Below are 23501 nucleotides of genomic sequence, written 5' to 3'. Positions count from 1 at the left end.
CCGCCTCGCCGAGCACGGCCGCGGTCTCCCGCAGCGACCGGGCCTCGCGGGCGGCCTCGGGGTCGCGGGCGATCAGGTCGTCCACGCGGGCGCGCTCGGCGTCGTCGAGGGCGTCGAGGGCCCACGCGCCGAGCAGCTCGCGGGTGGCGGCGTCGTCGGGTCGGCGGTCACCCGGGCGCGGGGTCGCGGGCGCGTTCACGCGGCCACCCCCAGGCAGTCGCGCAGCCGGGTGAGGCCGTCGCGGATGCGGCTCTTGACGGTGGGCAGCGGGGCCTCGAGCGACTCGGCCACCTCGCGGTAGGTCCGGCCGTCGTAGTAGGCGAGGACGACGGCCTCGCGCTGGGTGTCGGTCAGCCCGCCCAGGCAGTGCCGGACGCGCTCGGCCTCGAGGTTCGACTCGGCCTGCTCGGCGACGACGTCGAAGGCGCGCGGGCGGTCGCCGTCGAGCACCGCCTGGTCGCGGGTGCGCTGGGACTGCACCGAGCGCACGCGGTCGACGGCCCGGCGGTGCGCCATCGTGGTCGCCCACGCGCGCGCCGAGCCGCGCCGGGCGTCCCACCGGGACGCCGTGCGCCAGATCTCCACCATGACCTCCTGGGTGACCTCCGCCGCGTGGTCCGGGTCGCGGAGGACGGCGAGCGCCGTGCCGTGCACGGCGGGGGACAGCATGTCGTACAGCGCCGGGAACGCGTCGCGGTCGCCGCCGGCGACGCGGGCGAGCGCCTCGTCGGCCGTCGCACGGGCGGCGGGGCGGGAACCGGGGGAGGACACCGCAGCAGTGTGCCGCACGGCGCCCGCCGGTTCCCCCCGACCCGCCCGCCGCGCGGGCGTGACGCCGGCCCCGGCGGGGATCGGGGCCGGCGTCACGGTCTCGGGGCTCGTCAGGGGACGAGCGCGGCCGCGAGCGAGTCGATGGCACCGGCGAGGGTGGACACGTGCATGCCCAGCCCGGCGGCGACGTCGTCCGCGGGCAGCTCGCCGCCGCTGACGTCCTCGAAGAACTGGCCCGCGGGGCCGCGGTAGCCGTCGAGGTTCATCAGGGCCTCCTGCTGCCCGTCGGTGTCGCCCGTGGCGTCGGCGACGGCGTAGTCGACGAAGTAGCCGATGTGCTCGCGCCACAGGTCGAGGAACGCCGCCCCCTTCTCCTCGCCGGCGAGCGAGGTCACGGCGTCGGACAGCGCCACGGAGTTCGCGTCGAGCGTGGCGGCCGCGGCGGTGAACGCCGGGGACTCGACCCCGCCCTCGGCCGTGTAGGCCGTGAACACCGCGTACGACGCCAGGTAGACGTGCTCCTGGAGCAGCGCGGTCAGCGTCGCGCGCAGGGTCGACGCGTCGTCCATCGGGTCGCCGGACAGGCCGGCGCCGGCGGCCAGGCCGGTCGCGATGGTGGCGGCGTCCATGCCCACGTGGTCGGCGGCGGCCTTCAGCGTGTCGGACGCCGTGGGCTCCCCGGCGGCGAGGGCGTCGATGGCGGCCGTGAGCGTGGTGACGTGCATCGTCAGCGCCTCGGCCACCGCGTCGGCGGGCAGGTTGCCGGCGCTGATCTGCTCGAAGAACGCGCCCGCGTCCGTCGTGTAGCCCGCGAGCGACGCCTGCGCCGCGTCCGCGGCGGCCTGGTCGCCGGACTTCACCGCGACGGCGTAGTCCACGAAGTAGCCGATGTGCTCGTCCCACAGCTGGTGGAAGGCGGTGCCCTGCTCCTCGCCGGCCAGCGAGCCCACGGCCTCCGCGAGGTCGTCGGTGTTGCCGTCCAGCGCGGCCTTGGCGGCGGCGAACTCGTCGGAGTCGGCACCCGCCGTGTAGGCGGTGGCCACACCGATGCCGGTCAGGTAGACGTGCTCCTGGAGCAGCGCGGTGAGGCCCGCGCGCAGCGTCGCCGCATCGGAGTCGACCTCGCCGGCGGTGCCGGTGGCGGCGGCCAGGCCGGTCGCCAGGGTGAGGGCCGTCTCCGGCATGTGCGCGGCGGCGGTCCGCGCGTCGGCGAACGGGTCACCCGTGCTGACGGGCTCCACGGCGCCGGTGCCGCTCATCGCGGAGTGGTCCGAGCCGTCCGTCGAGGAGGAGGCCGAGGGCCGGGTGCCCCCGGTCGTGTCGTCGGTGCCGCTGCAGGCGGCCAGCGTCAGGCTCAGGGTGAGCCCCGCGGCCATCGTGGCCACGGCGTAGGTGCTGCGGGTGCGTCGCATCATCGCTCCTTGCGTCCCTCGGGTGTGAGTCACGAGGGGTTCGGAGCGCGGCGTCCCGCGGATGGGTGGCGGCCGCGGGAGGACCGGGTGAACGCGCTACGCCGCCCCGTGCCAGGCCAGCGCGAGGACGACGTCCTCGGGTCGCTCGGCGTGCTCGGGGGCGGGGCCGCCGACGAAGCACTGGCACGGCCCGTCGCGGTGCACCAGGCCGGCGTGCGGGCGGGCGACGCAGGGGGTGGGGCCCACGGCGGACCGCAGCTCGTCGAAAGGGGTCCAAGCCGCGGGGAGCCGCGTCACCGTCGCGGCCGGGTGGCCGAGGTCGTCGAGTGTCATGCGGTCCCACCTCCGTGCTCCGGGCCTCCGGGGAGGCCCCTGCGGCGCCGGCCGGGCCGACGTCGCCCCGCGGGCCACCTCGGCCCGTGTGCTGCTGTCCATCGGACGGTCGCACGGGTTCCTGTGGCGTCAGGTGCATCTGAGTGGTATCGGCGGGGTGAAAAACCGCACATGTGGTCGACATCACGGACGAATCGGGCGTCCCCCGGTGGCGGCCCGGTCTCTCCCGTGAGAGGAGCCGGGGCCAGGGCGGGCGTCAGCCGGCCAGCCGCACCGACCGCCGCTCCGCCTGCACGGCCGGGTCCGGCACCGGCGCCGCCGCCAGCAGCCGCCGGGTGTAGTCGTGCTCGGGCGCGCGGAGCACGCGGCTGCGCTCGCCCACCTCCACCACGCGCCCGCGGTGCATCACCGCGACCCGGTCGGCCAGCTCGTCGACCACCGCGAGGTCGTGGCTGATGAACAGGCAGGCGAACCGCAGCCGCTCCTGGATCGACCGGAACAGCTCGAGGACCGTGGCCTGCACCGAGACGTCCAGCGCGGACGTGGGCTCGTCGGCGATGAGCAGCTCGGGGTCCAGGGACACCGCGCGGGCGATCGACACGCGCTGCCGCTGCCCGCCGGACAGCTCGTGCGGGTACCGGGACGCCCAGGCCGCCGGCAGCTCGACGGCGTCCAGCAGCCGGGCGACCCGCGCGGTCAGCGCGGCCCCCCGCAGGCCGGCGTGCACGCGCAGCGGCTCGGCGACGGACTCGCCGACGGTGTACCGCGGGTTGAGCGACGCGGCCGGGTTCTGGAACACGACGCCGATCCGGGTGCGGGCGGCCCGCACGGCGCGCGGGGTGTCCCGGCCCAGGCGGGTGCCGACCACCTCGACCGTGCCGGAGGTGAGCGGTGCGAGGCCGAGCGCGCACCGGCCCAGAGTCGACTTGCCGGAGCCGGACTCGCCGACCAGCGCCAGCATCTCGCCGGGCTGCACGCGCAGCGTCACGTCGTCGACCGCGCGGACCACGCGGCCCCGCCGGTCCCGGTACTCGACCACCAGGTTCTCGATGTTCAGCGCGGGCCGCTCGGCGGAGTCGGTGCCGGCCGGGCGCTCGTCCGCCCCGATCCGCGGCACGGCGTCGAGCAGGGTGCGGGTGTACTCCGCGGCGGGGGCGTCGAACAGGTCGACGACGTCGGCGGTCTCGACGACCTCGCCGTGCCGCATGACGACCACCCGGTCCGCCAGGTCGGCCACCACACCCATGTCGTGCGTGATGAGCACGACCGCGGCCGAGGTGCGGGCGCGCAGCCGCCGCAGGACGTCGAGGACCTCCTGCTGCACGGTGACGTCGAGCGCGGTGGTCGGCTCGTCGGCGATCAGCACCTCGGGGTCGCACGCCAGGGCCATCGCGATCATGACCCGCTGCGCCTGCCCGCCGGACAGCTGGTGCGGGTAGAAGCGCAGCCGGTCCTCGGGGTCGGGCAGCTCGACCAGGCGCAGCAGCTCGACGGCGCGGGCGCGCGCCTCGGCGCGGGACAGGCCGGGCAGGTGCCGGCGCAGGGTCTCGCGCAGCTGGAACCCGATGGTGAACACGGGGTCCAGGGCGTTCGACGGGTCCTGGAAGATCATGGCGGCCCGGCGGCCGCGGACGTCGGACAGCGCCCCGTCGTCCAGGCCGACCAGCTCGAGGTCGCCGAGCCGCGCGCTGCCGGTGACCCGCGCGGTGCCGGGCAGCAGCCCGAGCACAGCGAGCGAGGACACGGACTTGCCGGACCCGGACTCGCCGACGACGGCCAGCACCTCGCCCGCGTGCAGGTCGAAGGAGACCCCGCGCACGGCGTGCACGTCCGGGGACCGCCCCCGGTCGACGCGGAACGTGACGGTCAGGTCCCGCACGGACAGCACGGGGGCGCGGCCGGCGGCGGGGGTGGGGTCGGTCGTCACGGTTCTCCAGTCCCGGCCTGCGCGTCGCGGTAGGCCTCCCAGTCGGCGAGCATCTTGCGGTGGTACCCCGCGAGCCACTCCATGTAGTTGCGCGCGTTGCGCAGCCGGCGCGCCGGCCCCTCCGCGGGGCCGCCGGTGAGCGCCTCGTCGAGGACCCGCTGCAGCCGCGGCAGGTAGTTCCGCTCGCTCGCCAGCCAGCGCCCCCAGATGTCGTCCTCGACGCGGAAGTAGTGGTTCCGGTCGCCGGCGATCGCGTGCCGCTGGATGAACCCGACCTCCACGAGCCGCCGGGTCGCGGTCGACACGGCCCCGGCGCTCGCGGTGAGCAGCTGCGCGATCTGCTGGGACGACAGGTACGGGCGGTCCGCGATCATCAGCAGCCCGACCACGCGGCCCTCCATGCGGGCGCTGTTCGTCCCCTCCCAGGTGAGGGCGAACTGCTCGATCCACCCGAGCTGCTCCGGGGTCATGGCGAAGTCGGGGGAGGGAGCGGCGTCGTCGCTGGTCATGCCGGTCAGCCTAGGGACGCCGGGACGGCCGCACCGGCGTCCCGGCGGCGGGTCATGCCGGTGCGGCGGCGGCGGAACTCGTCGAGCGGCCACGAGGTCATGCCGTTGCGGACGGCGGCGATCGCGCCGTCCGGCGACCGCTCCACGACCACGTCCTCGCCGGCGGAGCCGAACCCCGGCTGGCGGGTGGTGCCCAGCACGTCGCGGCCGCGCACGTGCAGCTCGTCGTACGCGGCCACCGGGTCCGGCGCGGCCGGGTGCAGCAGCAGGAGCCGGCCGCCGAGCTCGGCGATGTCGGTGATGCCCCACAGGGCGCCGAACCTGCCGGTGTACTCGGCGAGCGGCCGGGCGTCCGCGGCGGGCCCGGGCGCGTCCGCGGGCGGGTTCAGGGCCAGGTCGATCAGCTTGATCAGGCCGACCGCGATCGGGTCGGCGGGGCCGTCGATCGCGTTGGTGAGGACGCTGACGACGAGCTGCTGCTCCGGGTCGATGTAGGTGCGCGTGATGTGGCCCGGGTACCCGCCGGAGTGCCCCACGACCTCCCGGTCGCCGATGGTGTGCAGGTCGAGGCCGATGCCGTACCGCCCGACCTCCTTGCCGTGCACCTTCACCACCGACTCCTGGCGGTGCAGCAGCCGCTTGCCGCCGTCGGACAGCAGGGACTCGTCGCCGTGGAAGTGCGCGGCGCCGAACGCCGTCATGTCCCGGGCGGTGGAGTAGAAGCCGGTGGCGGCGGCGAGCGCCCGGGTGTCGACGTGCTCGATGGTCTCGCGGCGGTCGTCGGCGTCGAGCAGGGCGGTGTGCCCCGCGGCGTACCGGTCGGCCAGCGCCGCGTCGTACTCGGCACCGGTGTCGGCCATGCCGAGCGGGTCGAGGACCGCGGCGCGCAGGTGGTCGCGGAACGGCTCGCCGGTGACGGACTCCAGGACCAGCCCGAGGATGCCGTACCCGTAGTTGGAGTACTTGAAGTGCTCGTTCGACCTGTAGACCTCGCCGGCCTCCAGCAGCTCCGCCACCAGCGTGTCCTCGTCCGGGAACGGGCCGTCGAGCTGCCAGAAGTCGCCGCGCTCCCCGTCCCGGATCACGCCCGCCTGGTGGCCGAGCAGCTCGCGCACGGTGCGGGTCCCGAGCGGCGACGCGGCGAGCGCCGGGACGTGGGTGGCCACCGTGTCGTCCAGCCGCAGCCGGCCCGCCTCGACCAGCCGCATGACGGCGGTCGCGGTGAACGACTTGGAGTGCGAGGCGATCCGGAAGAGGTGGTCGGTGCGCAGCGGCTCACCCGTCGCGACGTCGGCGGTGCCCCACGCGTGGTCGAGCACGACCTCGTCGCCGGACCGGATCGCCACCTGGACGCCGACCGCGCGGCGGACCGCGCCCTGGAGGTCGACCCACGACGCGAGGTACGGGGCGGCGGCGCGGAGGGTGGCGGTCGTGTCGGACATGCGGTGGGCCTCTCGGGACGGTGCGGGGTGGAGCGGTGCGGTGCGGGACGCGGTCAGCCGCGTCCCTTCGGGTCGAGGACGTCCCGCAGGACGTCGCCGAGCGTGATCATCGCCAGGACGGTCACGGTGAGGAAGATGCTCGGGAACAGCAGCATGTGCGGGGAGGTCTGGAAGTAGGTCTGCGCGCTGGACAGCTGCAGGCCCCAGGAGATCGACGGGGCGCGCAGGCCCAGGCCGAGGAAGGTCAGCGTCGACTCCGAGACGATGACCCCGCCGACCATCGTCGTGGCGACGGCGAGCACGGGCCCGATCGCGTTGGGCAGCACGTACCGCGCGACGATCCGGCGGTCCCGCAGGCCCATCGCCTTGGCCGCCTCGACGTACGGGGCGTCCCGGACGGCGCGGACCGAGCCGCGGACCAGCCGGGCCATCGTCGGCCAGGAGAACAGCGCGAGCACCAGGGCGACGGTGACGGCGGACCGGGTGCCGATCGAGGTGAGCACGACGACCGCCCCGAGCAGGAACGGGAAGCCGAGGAACACGTCGGTCAGCCGGGCGATGAGCCGGTCGGCGAGGCCGCCGTAGAACCCGGCGGCGGTGCCGACCACCAGGGCGACCAGCAGGGCGACGGCGGTGGCGAGCACGCCGACGGTGAGCGAGGCGCGGGTCCCGTAGATGACGTTGGCGTACACGTCGCAGCCCTGCACGTCCGTGCCGAACACGTGCGCGCCGCCCGGGCGCAGCGCGCTGTCCGCGAGGTCGCACGCCCGCGGGTCGGGCTGGCCGAACCAGCCGGCGAACCAGGACGGGGCGACCGCGACCAGCAGCAGCACGCCGAGCACCCCGACGCAGAGCCAGAACAGCGGGCGGCGGCGCAGCGTGCGCCAGACGCCGCGCCGGGCCGCGGGCGCGTCCGCGGCGACCTCGGTGACCGCGGTGGCGGTGAGGGTGTCACTCATGGCGGATCCTCGGGTCGAGCACCGACGACAGCACGTCCACGACCAGGTTCGTCAGCAGGAAGATGATGATCAGCGCGGTGGAGACGCCGACCACGGTCGGGCCCTCGTGCGCGCGGATCGCCTGGAACAGCAGCTGGCCGACGCCGGGCAGGTTGAACACGCCCTCCACGACGACGGTCCCGCCGAGCAGGTAGCCGAGGTCGATGGCCAGGAACGTCAGCACCGGGATCGCCGAGTTCCGCAGGACGTGCACGCCGACGACCTGCCGCTGCCGCAGGCCCTTGGCCCGCAGGGTGCGCACGAAGTCGGACTGGAGCGTGTCGACGACCGAGCCGCGCATCAGGCGGGTGACCGAGGCGAGGCCGAACACGGCGATGACGGCCGCGGGCAGCAGGTACGAGGTCGGCCAGCCGTCGCCCGTGCCCGCGACGGGGAACCAGCCGAGCCGGACGCCGAGCACCAGCTGCGCGGTCACCGCGACCACGAACACCGGGATGCTGGTCGCCAGGATCGTGCCGGCGAGGACGAACCGGTCGCCGGTGCGGCCGTGGCGCAGGCCCGCGAACAGGCCGAGCAGCACGCCGAGCACCACCTCGATGCCCCACGCGGTGAGTGCCAGGGTGATGGTCACGGGCCACCGGGACTCCATCCGCCCGGCGACGGACTGCCCGCTGAAGTTCGTCCCGAGGTCGCCCGTGACCAGCCCGCCGAGGTAGCGGGCGTACTGCTGCAGCACGGGCTCGTCCAGGTGGTACCGGGACCGCAGCTCGGCGACGACGTTGTCCGGCAGCGGCCGGTCGCCGCCGAGCGACCGGATCGGGTCGCCCGGCAGCGCGAACACCATCAGGTAGATGACCAGCGTGACGCCGAGGAACACGACCAGGAGCTCGACGGCGCGGCGCACCGCGTACCGGCTCACGAGGCGGCCCCCCGGGCGGCCGACCGGGCCGCGAGCACCTGGGACATCGCCAGCGTCGCGCCGTACTGCACCCCGACGAGCTGCTCGACGGGCAGCACGGTCAGCCCGGTCAGCGAGTCCGCCTCGGCGACCCAGCCGTCGTAGACGTCCCGCGCCCGGTCGGCGACCCGCCGCACGCGCGCGGTCGCGACCCCGGCGTGCACCTCCGCCTCGAGCGCGCGCAGCAGCATCCCGCCGAACCGCAGCCGGAAGCACCGGACGACGTCCTCGTTGCTGAACACCTCGGCCGCGGTGGCGGCCCGGCGCAGCTCCGGGCGCTCGGCCCGCAGCAGCTCGGCCCGGCCGCCCTCGCCCATCATCGGCACGAACGCCTCGCTGGCCCGCAGGAACGGCGAGCGCAGGGTCAGGTGGGGCCGGGCGTCCTCGAGCAGCGCGGTGAGGGTGGCGCCCAGGCCGACGAGGGCCTCGCCCTTGGCGCGCACCACGTCGGCGTAGTCGGCCGGCGTCGGGGTGGTGTCGTCCGCCAGCGGGTGCGACCAGTACGGCAGCTCCGCGACCAGCGAGACGGTCCCGTGCCGGCGCGCGTAGGCGCTGGACGACTCGCCGCCGACCATCGCCGCCGCGGCCATGCCCAGCGAGTCGAGGTAGTCGTACTCCTCGCGGGTGCTGGACATGTGGAACACCGCGGGGGCGATCGACCGGATCGAGGGGGACTCGGGCTCGCCGACGTCCAGCGGCAGGCCGAGCGTGCGCGGGACGGCGTGCAGCGCCTCGACCGCCCCCGGCACCTCCTCGGACAGGTAGTAGTAGACGCCGCCGAGCTCCGCGTTGTGCAGGCTGACCATGAGCTCCGGCCGCACGTCGTCGATCACGCGCATCAGGGCCTGGGTCTCGGGGATGACGTCGTCGAAGTACGCGTCCTTGTACGCGAACGGGAACGTCCACTCGACCTGCTCGGCGGGCGCCGGGCGGTAGAACCGGCGCGCGTACGCGGTGCGGTCCGACGGGTCGGCGAACCATGACTCGTTGAGCCGGGTGCCGTCCGGGTCGATGCACGGGACCAGGTGCCAGGTGGCGCCCGACCGCGCGAGCAGGTCCGGGTCGGTCACCAGCTCCGCGGCGAGGTGCTGCAGCGTCCGGAAGCCGATCGGCTCGTTCGGGTGCACCCCGGCGAACAGCAGGTGCGACCGCGGGCCGGAGCCGACCGAGAACATCGGGATCGGCTCGCCCAGGCGGGAGGTGCCGACCCGGCGCTCGGTGACCAGCCGCGGGTGGTCGGCGGCGAGCGTGCCGAACCAGGCGAGCAGCTCGTCGACCGGGGGGAAGCCGGAGACCGGGGGGACCCGGCGGGCCCGCTCGAGGACGTCCTCGAGCGAGCCCGCCGGGAGAGTTCCGTGGCTCATGCGCCCTCGGCGAGGACGACCTGGGTGTAGGTCGGGTTGCCGACCGCCGACGTGGGCAGCTCGGCGACCCGGTCGGACACCACGTAGGAGTAGGTCTCGAAGAACAGCGGCGGCGCCGGGAAGTCCTCGAGGATCCGCTCCTGCACGGCGGCGTAGGCCTCGGCGGCGGCGTCCGCGTCCACCTCGGCGTCGGCGGCCGCGATCAGGTCGGTCACCTCGGGCTCGTAGTACGGGATGCAGTTCGGGCAGCCGCCGCCCTCGACGTAGAACGCCCGCAGGGTGTTCTGCTGGCTCGGGTACAGCGCACCCCACCGGGAGAAGAACGGCCCCGCGATGTCGCCCGCGGTCCGCTTGTCGGCGAACTCGGCCCAGTCGGTGCTCGGGGTCGCGACCGCGTCCACCCCCAGGTTCTGCCGGAGCTGGTTGGCGACGGCGGTGTAGAGCTCGTCCAAGCCGGAGCCGCCGGGGTAGAAGATGTCGATCGTGCCGTCGAACCCGCCGGCCTCGTCGAGCAGCGCCTTCGCGCCCTCGGGGTCGTACTCGCAGAGCTCGGCGCAGATGCCCTCGGGCGTCCCGGCCTCGACCGCGGGGGTCAGTGCGGTGGCCGGGGTGAACAGGCCGCCGTAGATCACGTCGTTGATGGTGTCCCGGTCGATCGCCATCGAGATCGCCTGGCGCACCCGGACGTCGGAGTAGCGGGCGTCCCACAGCGGCAGGCCGAGGTAGGAGATGCCGGCCGCCTCGAAGGTGTAGAGCCGGTCGCCGAAGTCGGCCGAGGCCTGGGTCTGGCGCGCCACCGGGACGCCCGCGACGTCGATGTTGCCGGCCTGCACGTCCGTGTAGGCGGTGGTGGTGTCCGTGTACGGCACGAAGGTGATCGAGTCGACCGTCGGGGCGGGGCCCTGGTAGTCGGCGAACGCCGTGACGGTCATCTCCTCGTTCTCGGCGTAGTCGCTCGCGACCTCGAACGGGCCGTTGCCGACCGGGTGCGTGTTGTACGCGTCGAAGTCGTCGAACGCGGACTCCGGCATCGGGTAGAACGCCGTCTGCGCCTGGCTGAGCTGCATGGGGAACTGGCCGTCGGGGCCGGTCAGCGTGACCGTGAACGTGGTGTCGTCGACCACCTGCAGGCCCGACATCTCGGTGGTCGTCGGCTCGCCCTCGGCGGGGTTGAGGTCGGCGTAGCCCGCGACGTTCGCGAGCTGGCCGGAGTTCTCCCACGCGTTCGGGCCGTAGGCGACCGCGTTCCACGCGTCCACGTACGACTGGGCCGTGACCGGCGTGCCGTCGTGGAAGGTCCAGCCGTCCTTGAGCGTGATCGTCCAGGTGGTGCCGTCCTCCGACTCGACGGAGTCGGCGGCGACGTACGTGAGCTCGCCGGCGTCGTCGATCCAGGTCAGCGGCGCCCAGACGGCCATGTTGAAGTCGAAGGCGATCGACTGGCGGCCGGGGATCAGCTGGATCGGGTCGGTCACCGCGACGCGGATCGCGCCGCCGTCCGAGCCGGTCGCGGCGCCGTCGGCGGACTCGTCGCCGTCGCCGCCTCCGGAGCAGGCGGCCAGGGCGAGCGCCAGCACGGCGGCGCCGGCCGCGAGCCGGATCCGGGTCGTATCCATGGGTCCTCCACTGCGGGGGAGCGGCGGCGCGGGGCCGCCGGGGCGGGGGGTGCGGGGGGAGCGGGGTCGGCGGCTCTGCCGGGCGTCCGGCCCAGCGGCGTCGGGGTGGGACGGCGCGGACCGGAGGGCCGGGGCTGCACCCGGCGGCGGTGCCGGACAGTCAACCCCGGCACCCCGTGGTGGAGTCAATAGCCTGGATGCTGAGAGTTCAGTAGGCAATGAAAGTTTTACGTGCGCGACACAGGACCCGGGTGCCGCCGAGGGGGTCGGCGGTGGTTCGATGGGCCGCGTGATCCACACGACGGACTACGTGCTGACCGACGAGGCGCGCGTACGCGACCTGGTGCGCCGGCACGGGTGGGCGACGCTCGTCTCCGTGACCGACGACGGGCCGGTGGCGTCGCACGTGCCGGTGCTGCTGGCGGAGGACGTGGCGCTGCCCTCGGGCGCCGCGGAGCCACCCGCGCCGCCCGCGCCCGCCGCGGCGCCGCGGCCCGCGCGCGACGCGCACGGGCTGCCCGACCGGTTCACCGTGCCGGCGACCCCGCTCACCGTCCTGTCCCACCTCGGGCGGCCGGACGAGCTGCTGCACCAGGCGGCCTCCGGCCGGGAGCACCTGCTGGTCGTCGAGGGTCCGTACGGCTACGTCTCGCCCGGCTGGTACGGCTACGCCCCGGCCGTCCCCACCTGGAACTACGTCACCGTGCACCTCTACGGCACCCTCGAGCTGCTCGACCCGGAGGACTCGTACGCCGTCATGGGGGCGACCGTCGACCGGTACGAGGCGCCGATGCCCGAGCCGGTCCGCATGCCCGACGTCGAGGGCTACGCCCGCCGGATCGCGCCCGGTGCCGTCGGGTTCCGGCTGTCGGTCACGCGCTGGCAGGGCAAGGCCAAGCTCAGCCAGGACAAGCCCCGCGCCGTCGCGGAGCGCGTGGTCGCGCACCTCGGCACCGACCCGCACTACGCCGAGCCGGCGCTCGCGGCCGAGATGCGCGCGGAGCTCGACCGCCGGCCCGGCTGGACCTGACCCGCACCCGGGCCGCACGTGGCCGACGTGCGACCCGCGCGTGACCCCCTCTGGACGAAAGACGTGACCCCCGTGAGCACCGGACCGCTCCTCCTGACCCACGCCCGCCTCCTCGGCGCGGCCCGCACCGTCGACGTGCTGCTCCGCGACGGCCGGGTGCACGCCGTCGGCCCGGACGTCGCGCGCGGTGCCGGCGCCGGGGTCGAGCAGGTCGACCTGGACGGCCGGACGGTGCTGCCCGGGCTCTGGGACGCGCACACCCACATGACGCAGTGGGCGCTCGCCCGGCAGCGGCTCGACGTCTCGGCCGCGACCTCCGCGGCGCACGCGATCCGCATCGTCCTCGACCGGCTGGCCGCCCGGCCCGTCACCCCGGGCACGGCGCTGGTCGGCTACGGGTTCCGCGACGGCCTGTGGCCCGACGCGCCCACCGCGGACCTGCTGGACGCCGCCGTCGGCGACGTGCCGGTGATCCTCGTCTCCGGCGACCTGCACTGCGCCTGGTTCAGCACCGCGGGCCTGCGGTACGCGGGCGTCGCCGGCCACCCGACCGGGCTGCTCCGCGAGGCCGAGTGGCTGCCGCTGACCAGCGTCGTCGACCACGTGCCGGACGACGTCGCCGACGCGTGGGTGGCCGAGGCGTCCCGGGCCGCGGCCGCGCGCGGGGTGGTGGGCGTCGTCGAGCTGGAGATCACCGAGAACCTCACCCCGTGGCGCCGGCGGATCGCCGCCGGGAACGACGCGCTGCGGGTCCGCGCGGGCGTCTGGGAGCCGTACCTGGACCGGGTGCTCGCCGAGGAGCTGCGGTCCGGGGACGTGGTCGTCGGCACCGGAGGGCTGCTGCAGCAGGGGCCGCTCAAGGTGGTCACCGACGGCTCGCTCAACACCCGCACCGCGTTCTGCCACGACCCGTACCCCGGCCTGACCGGCGCCGACGCCCACGGCGTGCTGTCCGTGCCGCCCGAGCACCTGGTGCCCCTGATGGCGCACGCCACCCGCAAGGGCCTCACCTGCGCCATCCACGCCATCGGCGACCACGCCAACACCCTCGCCCTGGACGCGTTCGCGGCCTCCGGCGCGCGCGGCTCCGTCGAGCACGCCCAGCTGCTCACCGACGCCGACGTGGCCCGGTTCGCCGAGCTGGGCGTCGTCGCGTCGGTCCAGCCCGAGCACGCCATGGACGACCGCGACGTCGCCGACCGGCACTGGGCAGGCCGGACCGGCCGCGCGTTCGCGCTGGCCTCGCTCGCGGCGGCCGGCGTCGAGCTGGTGCTCGGCTCGGACGCGCCCGTCGCCCCGCTCGACCCGTGGATCGCGGTCTCGGCGGCCGTCGAGCGGACCCGCGACGGCCGGGAGCCCTGGCACCCCGAGCAGCGGCTGGACCTGCTCACCGCGCTGCGGTCCTCGGTCGACGGCCAGCCGCTCACGCTCGCGGTCGGGGCGCCCGCCGACCTCGTCGTGCTGGACGCGGACCCGCTGTCGGCCGGGTCGCCGCTGCGGGACATGCCCGTGGCCGGGACGCTGCTCGGCGGGCGGTGGACGCACCGGGGGTTCTGAGCGCGCCGCGGTCAGCCGTGCGCCGGGGTCAGGCCGCGGCGACCACCTCCGCCGTCCGGACCACCCGGGCGAACCCGCCGCCGTGCAGGCTCGTCGCGGTGGCCCGGGCCAGCTCCTCCGCGGTCAGGACGGTGCCGTCGGGGCCGGCCAGGTCGAAGGTGTGCGCGGCGTCCAGCGGCAGCAGCACGTCGTACCCGAGGTTGCCGGCCATCCGGGCGGTCGTCTCGACGCACATGTTCGTCTGGATGCCGCACAGCACGAGCTGGCCGATCCCGGCGCCGGTCAGCCAGGCGTGCAGGTCCGGCTCGCCGTAGAACGCCGAGTTCACGGACTTCGTCACGTGCAGCGCGGGCTCGACGCCGGCCACGACGGGCTTGAGGGCGTACCCCGGGGTGCCGGGGTGCAGCGGCGGGGAGGTGCGGGAGGCGTGCTGCACGACCACCACGGGCCGGCCGGTGCGCCGCCACGCCTCGACGAGCGCGCCGATGTTCCGCTCGGCGTCCGGGTTGTCGCGCCGGCCCCAGAAGGCGGCGTCGTCGAAGCCCTGCTGCACGTCGATCACGACCAGGGCGGCGTCGGGGGTGAGGTCCATGCGGCGATCGTGCTGGTCGCGGGCCCGCGCCGGCGAGGGGGTCCGCTGCCGAACTGCGTCGAGTCCCCGCCAGGAACCGGACCACCCACCCGGACGGGGTCGGCCGAACGGGTGGTCCGCCCTGCGGGGTCTGGGTGGTAGCACCCAGAGGTCCCGGGCCGCGCACCGTACCGGGTCGTAGCGTCCCGGCACATATGCACCCTGACCTGCACGTCCTCGCGCCGCACGGCATCGGTGGCCGCACCGCGCTCGGGTTCCACCCGCGCGACGGCCGGCCGGTGGCGTGCTGGGTCGTGCACCCCACCCACCGCGAACCGGGCGTCGTGCCCCGGCTCGAGCGGTACGCCGCCGCCCTGGGCCTCGGCGACACCGGCGCCCCGGCTCTGACCGAGGTCGACGACTACCGCGCGACGATCACCGCGGCGGGCGGCTGGGCCACCCTGTGGGTCGGCGACGAGGTCGAGCTGGCCGCCGCGCACGACGACGACTGGCTGGACGCGCTGCTCGACCGCGGGTGGGCCGTGGTGGTCGTCGGGTACACGACCGACCTCGCCACCTGGGACAACCCCGCGATCATGGCCTACCTCGCGGAGGGCGGCAGCGCGCACGTCGGGGTGGTCCGGGCCGCCTGACGGACGCGCGCGCCGAGGGGTCCCGCGGGGTCGGTACGCTGTGACCACCCCCACCGCCGCGAACCAGGGAGCTCACCCGTGGGACGAGTCGTCGTCGATGTGATGCCCAAGCCGGAGATCCTCGACCCGCAGGGCAAGGCCGTCGCCGGGGCGCTGCCGCGGCTCGGGTTCGGCCAGTTCACCTCCGTCCGCCAGGGCAAGCGGTTCGAGCTCGAGGTCGACGGGCCGGTCACCCCCGAGGTGCTCGCCGCCGCCGCCGAGGCCGCGACCCAGGTGCTGTCGAACCCCGTGATCGAGGACGTCGTCCGCGTCGCCGACTCCGAGGCCGACGCCGCCGGCACGGTCCTCTCGGAGGGCCTGGCCTGATGACGAAGATCGGCGTCGTCACCTTCCCGGGCACCCTGGACGACCGCGACGCCGCACGCGCCGTGCGCCTCGCCGGGGCCGAGCCCGTCGCGCTCTGGCACGCCGACGCGGACCTGCACGGCGTCGACGCCGTGGTCCTGCCCGGCGGGTTCTCCTACGGCGACTACCTGCGCGCCGGCGCCATCAGCCGGTTCGCTCCCGTCATGGGTGAGGTCGTCGAGGCCGCCGGCAAGGGCATGCCCGTGCTCGGCATCTGCAACGGCTTCCAGGTCCTCACCGAGGCGCACCTGCTGCCCGGCTCGATGATCAAGAACGACCACCTGCACTTCGTCTGCCGCGAGCAGGTGCTGTCCGTCGAGCAGACCGACACCGCCTGGACCCGCGAGTACACCCCGGGCGAGCGGATCACCATCCCGCTGAAGAACCAGGACGGCCAGTACGTCGCCGACGAGCACACGCTCGACGAGCTCGAGGGCGAGGGCCGCGTGGTGTTCCGCTACGAGGACGTGAACCCCAACGGGTCGCGCCGCGGGATCGCCGGCATCAGCAACGCGCGGGGCAACGTCGTCGGGCTCATGCCGCACCCCGAGCACGCGGTCGAGGCCGGCTTCGGCCCGGACGGCGCCCGCGGACCCCGGTCCGGCACGGACGGCCTGCGGTTCTTCACCTCGGTGATGCGCGCGCTCGTCTCCTGACCGGCGCGCGCCGCCGGCGCCCCGCCGAGCGCGCGGCCCGGCGCCCGCCGCCGAGTGAGCATGAGACACGTCGAGTGAGCATCCGCTGGATGCTCACTCGACGCGTCTCCTGCGCAGTCGCGAGCCGCGCGTGGCACGGGCCGGGGTCACGTGCGCCCGGGATGTGGACGCGGTGCTGCCTCCCCGGTCCCTCCGCGGCTAGGCTGCCCGCGTGTTCCTGAGCCGGGTGTGTTGTCGCTGAGCTGACGACCTCGCGCGCCCGCGGCCGGACGGCCCTCGCCGCGCACCCCACCTCACCCCGAGGACACCCCCGACATGGCTCAGCCCGTGCTGGACCGCGCGCTCGCGGTCGCCACCCGTCACCTCCCCGCCGCCCGCCGCGCGGCCCCCGCGCCCGCCGCGCCGCCCGCGCCTGAGCCCGTGCCTGCCGCGGCGGCCTCGCCCACGTCCCCCGCGGATCGTCTCCTGACCACCCGATCGGTCGGTGGGCGGCGCGACGATCGGGTGGGGATCGCGATCGGCCGGCCGGACGCCGGCCCGGACGCCGGCCCGGACGCCGCCGCTCCGGAGCAGGCGCCGGTCGTGCACGTGGGGGCGCCCGCCTACGGCGTGCGGACCGTCGAGGCCCGGCCGGGGTCGGAGTCCGCGATCGCCGTGGCCGCCCGCACGGCCGACGTCATCCGGCTCGGCTTCTCGGTCGCGGTGCCGTCCGTCGGGGCGCTCGCCCGGGTCGCCGCGCTGGTCGACGACGCGCTCGTCGAGGCCGGCCGGGACCGTGCCGAGGTCCGGGTGCTGCTCGACCTGGAGGTCGTGCTCGCGGGCGACGAGGGCACCGCCCGCCGCAAGCGCTCGCACCTGGAGTACCTGGACGCGCTCGCCGGGTTGTCGTGGGCGCCGGCCGACACCCGCGTCGTCACGACGGCCGACCGGCTGGTGGCGGAGGTCGGCGAGGTCGCCCGTCGGGCCGGGGTGGACGGCGTCGTGCTGCACCCGCTGTCCGGCGGCGCCGAGGTCGAGGCCGAGCTCCGCGCCCTGGTCGCCTGAGCCGACGGGCGCGCGCCGAGATCGGTGGCGCGGCCCGAGATCGGTGCTCACCACCACCGATCTCGGGCCGGAGCGCCGATCTCGGCGCGCCCGACGACCCGGTCACGCGGGACGGTGAGCCGCCACGACGCCGCAGGGGCGTGCGGTCTCAGCCGCCCAGGGCCTCCAGGGCGCGCTCCAGGTCCTCGCCCAGGTCGTCGACGTCCTCCAGCCCCACGGACAGCCGCACCGTCGACTCCGCGATGCCCACCGCCGCCCGCCCCGCCGGGCCGAGCTTGCGGTGCGTCGTCGTCGCCGGGTGCGTGACCAGGGACTTCGCGTCGCCGAGGTTGTTCGAGATGTCGATCACCCGGAGCGCGTCCAGCACCCCGAACGTCAGCGCCTTGGCCTCGGCCGGGGTCGAGCCGTCGGGCACCCGCAGGTCGAGCGTCACGACGGTGCCGCCGCCGGACTGCTGGGCGAGCGCGAGCGCGTGCTGCGGGTGCGACGGGAGGTAGGGGTACCGGACCCGCGCGATCGCCGGGTGCTCCTCCAGCCGGGTCGCCAGCGCCAGCGCGGACGCGGTCTGGTGCCGGACGCGCAGGGACAACGTCTCCAGGCCCTTGAGCAGCACCCAGGCGTTGAACGCCGACAGCGACGGCCCGGTGTTCCGGATCAGGGTCTGGACGGGGCCGTGCACGAAGGCGTCGCTGCCCAGGATCGCGCCGCCGAGCACCCGGCCCTGGCCGTCGATGTGCTTGGTAGCCGAGTACACGACGACGTCGGCGCCGAAGTCCAGCGGCCGGGACAGCACGGGGGTCGCGAACACGTTGTCCACGACCACGACCGCGCCCGCGGCGTGCGCCAGCCGGCTGACCGCGGCGATGTCGACCAGGTCCTGCATCGGGTTGGACGGCGTCTCGAAGAACACCACGTCCGCCGGGGTCGCCAGCGCCTCCTCCCACTGCGCCGGGACGTGCCCGTCGACGTAGTCGGTGCGCACCCCCCACTTCGCGAGGATCTCGTCGAAGATCACGACCGACGACCCGAACAGCGCGCGCGCCGCGACGACGCGCGAGCCGGACCGGACCAGCGCGGCCAGCGCCGTGAACACCGCGGACATGCCGGACGCGGTCGCGTAGCAGGCCTCCGCGCCCTCGAGCAGCCGGAGCCGCTCCTCGAACGTCGACACCGTGGGGTTGCCGTAGCGCGAGTACAGGAACCGGTCGGCCTCGCCGGCGAACGCGGCCTCGGCGTCGGCCGCGCGCTCGTAGACGTAGCCCTGGGTGAGGAACAGCGCCTCGGACGTCTCCTGGAACGGGGTGCGCACCGCGCCGCCGCGCACGGCGAGCGTGTCGGGACGCAGCTGCTCCAGCGGGAGCCGGTGGTCCCGCCAGGCGGCCGGTCCGGGCGCGGTCGGGCCGGTCACGCCTCCCGCCACGGCAGGCCGGCGGCGCGCCAGCCCTGGTGCCCGCGGCGGCCGTCCGCGCCGACGTCGCCCTCGAACCCGGTCAGGACGTTGTACGCCGGACCGAGGCCCGCCGCGGTCGCGGTGGTCGCGGCGGCGACGGAGCGCACGCCCGACCGGCACAGGAACACCACGGGCCGCGGGTCGTCCGCGGTCACGCCGGCGGCGGCGAGCCCGTCGAGGAACGCCCGGTTCGGGCGGCCGAACGCGTCGGTCCACTCGACGAAGGCCGTGCGGCCCTCGCCCGCGTCGGCGGTGTCCGGCACGCCGATGGTCTGCCACTCGCCCTCGGTGCGGACGTCCACGAGGACGGCGCGCTCGTCGGAGAGCAGCAGGTCCCAGGCCTCCTGCGGGGTCAGGTCACCCGCGTACGGCGCGGTCACAGCGGGCGCACCGGGTTGCTCGGGGCCGCCGCCGAGGGCAGCACGACGGCCTGCGCGACGATCACGCGCTCCCCGTCGAAGGTCGCGGCGGGGCCGCCGTGCAGCTCGTAGCCCTCCGCCAGGGCGGCGCTGACCCGCTCGCAGAACGAGCGGTCGTCGGGACCCGTCAGCAGGCGGTAGCGCAGGCGGTCGTCGGTGTCGGTCATGCCTCTCCTCCATCGGATCTGGCGGAAGCACCCTCGGCCGGCCCCGGTGGGGGTCCGCGGGTTGCTGCGGCGTCGACGAGCCAGATCTCTCGGCCGCTCTGGATGGTGCGGCGATGCTACGCCATCGCCCGGGCCGGGATCGACGGCCGTCCGCCGGGACGTCGACCCGTGTCGCACCGTGGACCGCGGTTGACACCCCCGCGCGGGCCGCTCCATCCTCGGGACAGGTCATGAGCGCCAGCGCGAAGCCCCGGCTCGCTGGCCGGCAACCCTCCCACCGCGGCGGGGTGCCCCGGGTGACGACCTGGCCGTCCACCGTCCGGTGGCCGGCAAGCGCGGGGTCGCCCGGTCCGTCGGGCCCCCACCGGATCCGCTCGGGGGTACTCCCATGTCCGTCACCGCCACCACCTCGTGTGCCGAGACCGCCCTGCTGCCCGTCGTCGGCGGCGACACGCACGTCCCGCTCGTCGACGGCAGGTCCGTGCCGTACGCCAACCTCGACTACGCCGCGTCCGCGCCGGCCCTCGAGGCCGTCGCGGCCCGCGTGGTCGAGGTGCTGCCGCTCTACGCGTCGGTGCACCGTGGCGCGGGCTACCTCTCCCAGGTGTCGACGGCGCTGTACGAGGCGTCCCGGTCCACGGTCGGTCGGTTCGTGGGCGCCCGTCCCGACGACGTCACCGTGATCACCCGCAACACCACCGACGCGCTCAACCTGCTGGCCGGCTGCGTGCCGGACGGCGGCCGGGTGCTGGTCCTGGACGTCGAGCACCACGCGAACCTGCTGCCGTGGGTCCGCTCGGTGCGCGGCTCCGGCCGCACCGCGACGATCCTGCCGTCGGCGCCCACCGTGGCGGAGACCCTGACGGCGCTGCGCGACGAGCTCGCCCGGCAGCCGTACGCGCTGGTCACGCTCACCGGGGCGTCGAACGTCACCGGCGAGGCCCTCCCCCTCACCTCGGTGGTGGCGCTCGCGCAGGAGGCCGGCGCGCGGGTCGCCGTCGACGGCGCGCAGCTCGTGCCGCACCGGGCGTTCTCGCTCGCGGACAGCGGGGTCGACTACGTGGCGTTCTCCGGCCACAAGACGTACGCGCCGTTCGGTGCGGGCGCCCTCGTCGGCCGGCGGGACTGGCTCGACGCCGGCACGCCCTACCTCGCCGGCGGCGGCGCGGTCCGCGACGTGCGCACCGACCGCGCGCTCTGGCAGCCCGCCCCCGCGCGGCACGAGGGCGGTTCGCCGAACGTGCTGGGCGCGGTCGCGCTGGCCGAGGCGTGCGACGCGCTCTCCGCCCTGCCGGACGGCGCGCTCGTCGCGCACGAGCATGCGCTGCGGGAGCGCCTCGTCGAGGGGCTCGCCGCGATCCCCGGCGTGCGGGTGCTGCGGCTGTGGTCCGACTCGACGGACCCCGTCGGCGTCGTCGCGTTCACCCTCGGCGACCACGACTCCGGCCTGGTCGCGGCGTACCTGTCGGCGGAGCACGGCATCGGCGTGCGGGACGGCCGGTTCTGCGCGCACCCGCTGCTCGCCCGGGTCGGCGTCACCGGCGGCGCTATCCGCGCGTCGGTCGGCGTCGGGACGACCGACGAGACGGTCGACCGGCTGCTCGCGGGACTGCGTGCGTACGTCACCGAGGGCCCGGCCGCCGCGTACGAGGTGGTCGACGGCTGCTGGACGGTCGCCGACGACACCCGGCCGCGCCCCGCGGTGACCGGCATCGACGCGATCGCGGCGACCGCCGCGGCGGCCTGCGGGCCCGCGGTCGAGGACTGATCCCCGGCGCCGGACGGCCCGCGCAGGGGGCGGGTCGTCGGGCGCCGGCCCTCCCGCCCGTCCCCGCGCCGTCCCTCCCGCCCGTCCCCGCGCCGAGAGTGCACAAGGCGCGGGGTTCAACACGGATGAAGCCCGCGTCTTGTGCAGATTCGGCGAGCGGGTGGGCGTGCGGGTGGGCGAGCGGGTGGGCGTGGGTCAGCGGACGGCTACCCCCAGGTGCGCCGCCAGCGCGCCCGCGAGGTCGAGCAGCTGCGCCGGGCTGATGGTGGCCCCCTTGAGGCCCGCCGTCCCGTCGATGCCCGCGAGGTCGGCGCCGCGCAGGTCGACGTCCTTGAGCTGCGCGCGCGTGACGTCGAGCCGCCCGACCCGGCAGTCCTCCAGCCGGACCGTCGCCGCGCGGGCGCCCGCGAGGTCGAGGTCGCCGATGGTGCAGCCGACGAGCCGCACGTCGTGCAGCCGGGCGTCGCGCAGGTTGAGGTAGTCGATCTTGCCGCCCTCGACGGTGACCCGGTCCCACGAGCCGCCGAAGGCCTCCAGGGCCCCGAGCCGGCAGCCCGCCAGGGTGACGTCGCGCCAGGTGCCCGAGCGGGCCCGGAGCGTCCCGGCCCGGCACTCGGCGAGCGTGGTGTCGACGAGGTGGGCGTGGTCGAGGGTCGCGCCGTCGAGGTCGCAGCCCCGGAGCAGGCACTCGATGAACCGGGCGCTCTCGGCCTCGGCGCCGGCCAGGTCGAGGGCGTCGAGCAGGAGGCGGTCGTAGTCGCCCTCGGGCTCGACGGGGCCGGGGTAGGGGTCGAGCAGGTCGGTACGGGGCGCGGGCATGGGTCCAGCCTCGCACCCCGGGACCCGACCTGTGGACGACGGTGGTGGGGCCTGTTCAGCGCTCTAGCGTGGTCGGCGTGGCGGCGGGAGCGGCGGTGGCCGGGGCGACGCCGGCGCTCGGCACGGCCGAGTGGCTGGCGGAGTTCCTGCTGTCCCCGGGCCCGGCGGCGCTGGCGGCGGTGGTCGCGGCGGTGGTCGGGTTCGCGGCGACCCGGGCGCGGATCCGGGCGGACCGGGCCGAGTCGGCGGACGGCCGGCGCGTGGCGGCGCTCGTCGCGCAGGCCGCCCGCGACGGCGAGGTCGAGGACCGCGACCTCACGCACTGGTGGGCCGTCTACCGCTGGGTCGCCGAGCAGGACGAGGCGTGCGGGACCGTGTCCCGCGCCACGGTGCTGATGGCGCTCGGCGACGCCGTGGACGACCCTGTCCGCTCCGCGCTCGTCACGCTAGCGTTGCAGCGGGGCCGGACGATCGAGGAGCGATGCGATGACGCCTGACCCCACCTCCAGGACGCCGTCGCGCGGCGGCTGGCCGCCCGAGATCCAGCCCAAGGTCGACGAGTACATCGTGCGGCTGTCCGAGGGCGGTGACCTGTGGGAGCAGGCCCGCACACGCGAGCGGGAGCGGCGCGAGCGCCGCGAGGCGGAGCGCCGACGGCTGGTCGAGGACTACGAGTACTGGCGAGACGAGCACCGGCGGCTCATGCGCGGCGGCCCGGTCCGGCGGATGCTCCGGGCGCTGTTCACCTGAGCGCCCGCCGGAGGATCCGCCGGACCGCCCGCCGGACCGCCCGCCTCACCGCGGTGCCGGCCTCACCCCAGCGTCCGCACCTCCGCCGTCAGGTGCGGTCGGCCCCGCGCCGCGTCCCACGCGGTCACCGTCCACGCCCCGTCCCCGGCGGCGGCGACGCGCACGGCCGGCGACGACGGCAGCAGCACCGGCGACGCGAACTCGACGTCCCACGCGTACGCCTCCCCGCGCCGCGCGCCCACGTCGGCGAGCGCCCGTGCGGCGGTGAGCATGCCGTGCGCGATCGCCCGGGGGAACCCGAGCGCCCGGGCGGTGAGCGGGTGCAGGTGGATCGGGTTCGCGTCGCCGGAGACGGCGGCGTACCGGCGGCCGGCGGCGGCGTCGAACGCCCACCGCCCGGTGGGGACCGGGGGGACGAACTCCGGGCGCGGCGGCTCCTCGGGGGCGGGCCCCGGGACGCGCACGCCGGGGGCCAGGTACGTGGACACCCCGCGCCACGCGGGCGGCGCGTCGGCGGGTGCGCCTGCCCGGCGGACCTCGGCGACCAGCTCGACCTGCGCGCCCTTCCGGTGCGGCTGCAGGTCCTGCGCCCACGCGCGCACGTCCAGCGCCTCCCCGACGCGGAGCGGGGACCGCTGCTCGACCCGGTTGGCCAGGTGCACGATGCCGAGCGGCGGCATCGGGAAGTCCGGGCGCACGATCAGCGCGATGGCGACGGGGAACGCGAGGACGTGGACGAAGCCGGCGGGCAGCACGTCCGTCGCCGGCTCGCCGACCAGGTGCTGGTAGGCCGTGAGCCGCGCCGGGTCGGGGACGACGCCCCCGAGGCGGTGCTCGACGGCCGGCAGCGCGGCCGCCGACCCCGGCGCGCCCGCCGTCGCGGACGGCCCCGACCCCGCCGGTCGCCCGCCGAGCGCCCGG

General features: G+C 75.8%; 26 protein-coding genes and 2 riboswitches. Of the genes, 9 read left to right on the top strand and 17 right to left on the bottom strand.

From position 1 onward, the window contains the following. The 11 genes from FA014_RS07880 to FA014_RS07830 form a co-directional block, all read right to left on the bottom strand. Positions 1-199, bottom strand: a 199-nt coding sequence (locus FA014_RS07880; protein ID WP_442861498.1) for a hypothetical protein, incomplete at its 3' end; no start/stop codon positions are given. Then, positions 196-771 carry an ECF RNA polymerase sigma factor SigK gene (gene sigK / locus FA014_RS07875; protein WP_154729141.1) on the bottom strand — a complete coding sequence of 192 codons (576 nt, stop codon included), beginning with the start codon at positions 769-771 and terminating at the stop codon, positions 196-198. The genes FA014_RS07880 and sigK, both read right to left, overlap by 4 nt. 110 nt (positions 772-881) lie before the next feature. Beyond that, positions 882-2183: a hypothetical protein gene (locus FA014_RS07870; protein WP_154729140.1), complete on the bottom strand. Its 1302-nt coding sequence runs from the start codon at positions 2181-2183 to the stop codon at positions 882-884. Between the two features lie 96 nt (positions 2184-2279). Next, positions 2280-2516: a hypothetical protein gene (locus FA014_RS07865; RefSeq protein ID WP_154729139.1), complete on the bottom strand. Its 237-nt coding sequence runs from the start codon at positions 2514-2516 to the stop codon at positions 2280-2282. Between the two features lie 256 nt (positions 2517-2772). After that, a complete protein-coding gene (locus tag FA014_RS07860; protein WP_154729138.1) occupies positions 2773-4443 on the bottom strand; it encodes an ABC transporter ATP-binding protein in 1671 nt (556 codons plus the stop codon). Then, positions 4440-4952: a GbsR/MarR family transcriptional regulator gene (locus FA014_RS07855; protein ID WP_154729137.1), complete on the bottom strand. Its 513-nt coding sequence runs from the start codon at positions 4950-4952 to the stop codon at positions 4440-4442. Before FA014_RS07855 ends, FA014_RS07860 begins: the two co-directional genes overlap by 4 nt. Positions 4953-4957: 5 nt before the next feature. Then, the gene (locus tag FA014_RS07850) at positions 4958-6394 is read right to left on the bottom strand and encodes a serine hydrolase domain-containing protein (protein ID WP_154729136.1); all 1437 of its coding nucleotides are present in this window, start codon (positions 6392-6394) and stop codon (positions 4958-4960) included. Between the two features lie 53 nt (positions 6395-6447). Further along, positions 6448-7353, bottom strand: a complete 906-nt coding sequence (locus tag FA014_RS07845; protein ID WP_154729135.1) for an ABC transporter permease — start codon at positions 7351-7353, stop codon at positions 6448-6450. Further along, entirely contained in the window at positions 7346-8272 is a 927-nt protein-coding gene (locus FA014_RS07840) for an ABC transporter permease (RefSeq protein ID WP_154729134.1), read from the bottom strand. Before FA014_RS07840 ends, FA014_RS07845 begins: the two co-directional genes overlap by 8 nt. Further along, positions 8269-9675 carry a M14 family zinc carboxypeptidase gene (locus FA014_RS07835; RefSeq protein ID WP_154729133.1) on the bottom strand — a complete coding sequence of 469 codons (1407 nt, stop codon included), beginning with the start codon at positions 9673-9675 and terminating at the stop codon, positions 8269-8271. Before FA014_RS07835 ends, FA014_RS07840 begins: the two co-directional genes overlap by 4 nt. Continuing rightward, a complete protein-coding gene (locus tag FA014_RS07830; protein ID WP_154729132.1) occupies positions 9672-11291 on the bottom strand; it encodes a peptide ABC transporter substrate-binding protein in 1620 nt (539 codons plus the stop codon). The genes FA014_RS07835 and FA014_RS07830 overlap by 4 nt, the downstream gene beginning before the upstream one ends. Before the next feature lie 289 nt (positions 11292-11580). On the opposite strand from FA014_RS07830, the gene FA014_RS07825 reads away from it, so the two are divergent. Continuing rightward, on the top strand, positions 11581-12321 hold the full coding sequence (locus tag FA014_RS07825; RefSeq protein WP_154729131.1) for an FMN-binding negative transcriptional regulator: 741 nt from the start codon (positions 11581-11583) through the stop codon (positions 12319-12321). A gap of 72 nt (positions 12322-12393) precedes the next feature. Next, the gene (locus FA014_RS07820) at positions 12394-13878 is read left to right on the top strand and encodes an amidohydrolase (protein WP_154729130.1); all 1485 of its coding nucleotides are present in this window, start codon (positions 12394-12396) and stop codon (positions 13876-13878) included. Positions 13879-13906: 28 nt separating this feature from the next. Here FA014_RS07820 and FA014_RS07815 read toward each other — a convergent pair whose 3' ends face one another. Further along, complete coding sequence (locus tag FA014_RS07815) at positions 13907-14470, bottom strand: cysteine hydrolase family protein (RefSeq protein WP_154729129.1); 564 nt, start codon at positions 14468-14470, stop codon at positions 13907-13909. Between the two features lie 194 nt (positions 14471-14664). Between FA014_RS07815 and FA014_RS07810 the strand changes: the two genes are divergently transcribed. The 4 genes from FA014_RS07810 to FA014_RS07795 all read left to right on the top strand — a co-directional run bounded on the left by FA014_RS07810 (position 14665) and on the right by FA014_RS07795 (position 17207). Continuing rightward, positions 14665-15102: a hypothetical protein gene (locus FA014_RS07810; protein WP_154729128.1), complete on the top strand. Its 438-nt coding sequence runs from the start codon at positions 14665-14667 to the stop codon at positions 15100-15102. 78 nt (positions 15103-15180) lie between these two features. Beyond that, positions 15181-15468 (top strand): phosphoribosylformylglycinamidine synthase subunit PurS, encoded by a 288-nt coding sequence (gene purS / locus FA014_RS07805; protein WP_154729127.1) that lies wholly within the window; start codon positions 15181-15183, stop codon positions 15466-15468. Then, positions 15468-16163 carry a phosphoribosylformylglycinamidine synthase subunit PurQ gene (gene purQ, locus FA014_RS07800; RefSeq protein WP_154729126.1) on the top strand — a complete coding sequence of 232 codons (696 nt, stop codon included), beginning with the start codon at positions 15468-15470 and terminating at the stop codon, positions 16161-16163. Before purS ends, purQ begins: the two co-directional genes overlap by 1 nt. 504 nt (positions 16164-16667) lie before the next feature. Next, the gene (locus FA014_RS07795) at positions 16668-17207 is read left to right on the top strand and encodes a hypothetical protein (protein ID WP_154729125.1); all 540 of its coding nucleotides are present in this window, start codon (positions 16668-16670) and stop codon (positions 17205-17207) included. A 148-nt stretch (positions 17208-17355) separates the two neighbouring features. On the opposite strand, the gene FA014_RS07790 is transcribed toward FA014_RS07795, so the two are convergent. From FA014_RS07790 to FA014_RS07780, 3 genes are read right to left on the bottom strand one after another with little or no spacing between them, the layout of a single operon-like run. Next, on the bottom strand, positions 17356-18615 hold the full coding sequence (locus tag FA014_RS07790; protein WP_154729124.1) for an O-succinylhomoserine sulfhydrylase: 1260 nt from the start codon (positions 18613-18615) through the stop codon (positions 17356-17358). Continuing rightward, the gene (locus FA014_RS07785; protein ID WP_154729123.1) at positions 18612-19037 is read right to left on the bottom strand and encodes a rhodanese-like domain-containing protein; all 426 of its coding nucleotides are present in this window, start codon (positions 19035-19037) and stop codon (positions 18612-18614) included. Before FA014_RS07785 ends, FA014_RS07790 begins: the two co-directional genes overlap by 4 nt. Further along, a complete protein-coding gene (locus tag FA014_RS07780) occupies positions 19034-19243 on the bottom strand; it encodes a DUF1737 domain-containing protein (RefSeq protein ID WP_154729122.1) in 210 nt (69 codons plus the stop codon). Before FA014_RS07780 ends, FA014_RS07785 begins: the two co-directional genes overlap by 4 nt. A 6-nt stretch (positions 19244-19249) precedes the next feature. Next, positions 19250-19352, bottom strand: a riboswitch (SAM riboswitch). A 117-nt stretch (positions 19353-19469) separates the two neighbouring features. Next, a riboswitch (SAM riboswitch) is annotated at positions 19470-19585 on the top strand. A 46-nt stretch (positions 19586-19631) separates the two neighbouring features. Here FA014_RS07780 and FA014_RS07775 point away from each other — a divergent pair. After that, a complete protein-coding gene (locus FA014_RS07775) occupies positions 19632-21011 on the top strand; it encodes an aminotransferase class V-fold PLP-dependent enzyme (protein ID WP_154729121.1) in 1380 nt (459 codons plus the stop codon). A 195-nt stretch (positions 21012-21206) separates the two neighbouring features. Here FA014_RS07775 and FA014_RS07770 read toward each other — a convergent pair whose 3' ends face one another. Further along, the gene (locus FA014_RS07770; RefSeq protein ID WP_154729120.1) at positions 21207-21830 is read right to left on the bottom strand and encodes a pentapeptide repeat-containing protein; all 624 of its coding nucleotides are present in this window, start codon (positions 21828-21830) and stop codon (positions 21207-21209) included. A 77-nt stretch (positions 21831-21907) separates the two neighbouring features. On the opposite strand from FA014_RS07770, the gene FA014_RS07765 reads away from it, so the two are divergent. Together FA014_RS07765 and FA014_RS07760 are read left to right on the top strand one after the other, a co-directional pair. Next, positions 21908-22327 carry a hypothetical protein gene (locus FA014_RS07765; protein ID WP_154729119.1) on the top strand — a complete coding sequence of 140 codons (420 nt, stop codon included), beginning with the start codon at positions 21908-21910 and terminating at the stop codon, positions 22325-22327. Beyond that, the gene (locus FA014_RS07760) at positions 22317-22580 is read left to right on the top strand and encodes a hypothetical protein (RefSeq protein ID WP_154729118.1); all 264 of its coding nucleotides are present in this window, start codon (positions 22317-22319) and stop codon (positions 22578-22580) included. The genes FA014_RS07765 and FA014_RS07760 overlap by 11 nt, the downstream gene beginning before the upstream one ends. A 62-nt stretch (positions 22581-22642) precedes the next feature. Here the strand turns inward: FA014_RS07760 and FA014_RS07755 are convergent. Then, positions 22643-23501: MaoC family dehydratase (locus tag FA014_RS07755; RefSeq protein WP_154729117.1), on the bottom strand; the 859-nt coding region annotated here is incomplete at its 5' end.

Origin of the sequence: Cellulomonas hominis (assembly GCF_005239125.1) — a bacterium.
Classification (GTDB): Bacteria; Actinomycetota; Actinomycetes; order Actinomycetales; family Cellulomonadaceae; genus Cellulomonas; species Cellulomonas hominis_A.
Note: the sequence above shows the minus strand (reverse complement) of the source record. Positions and strands in the feature narration are given on the sequence as shown.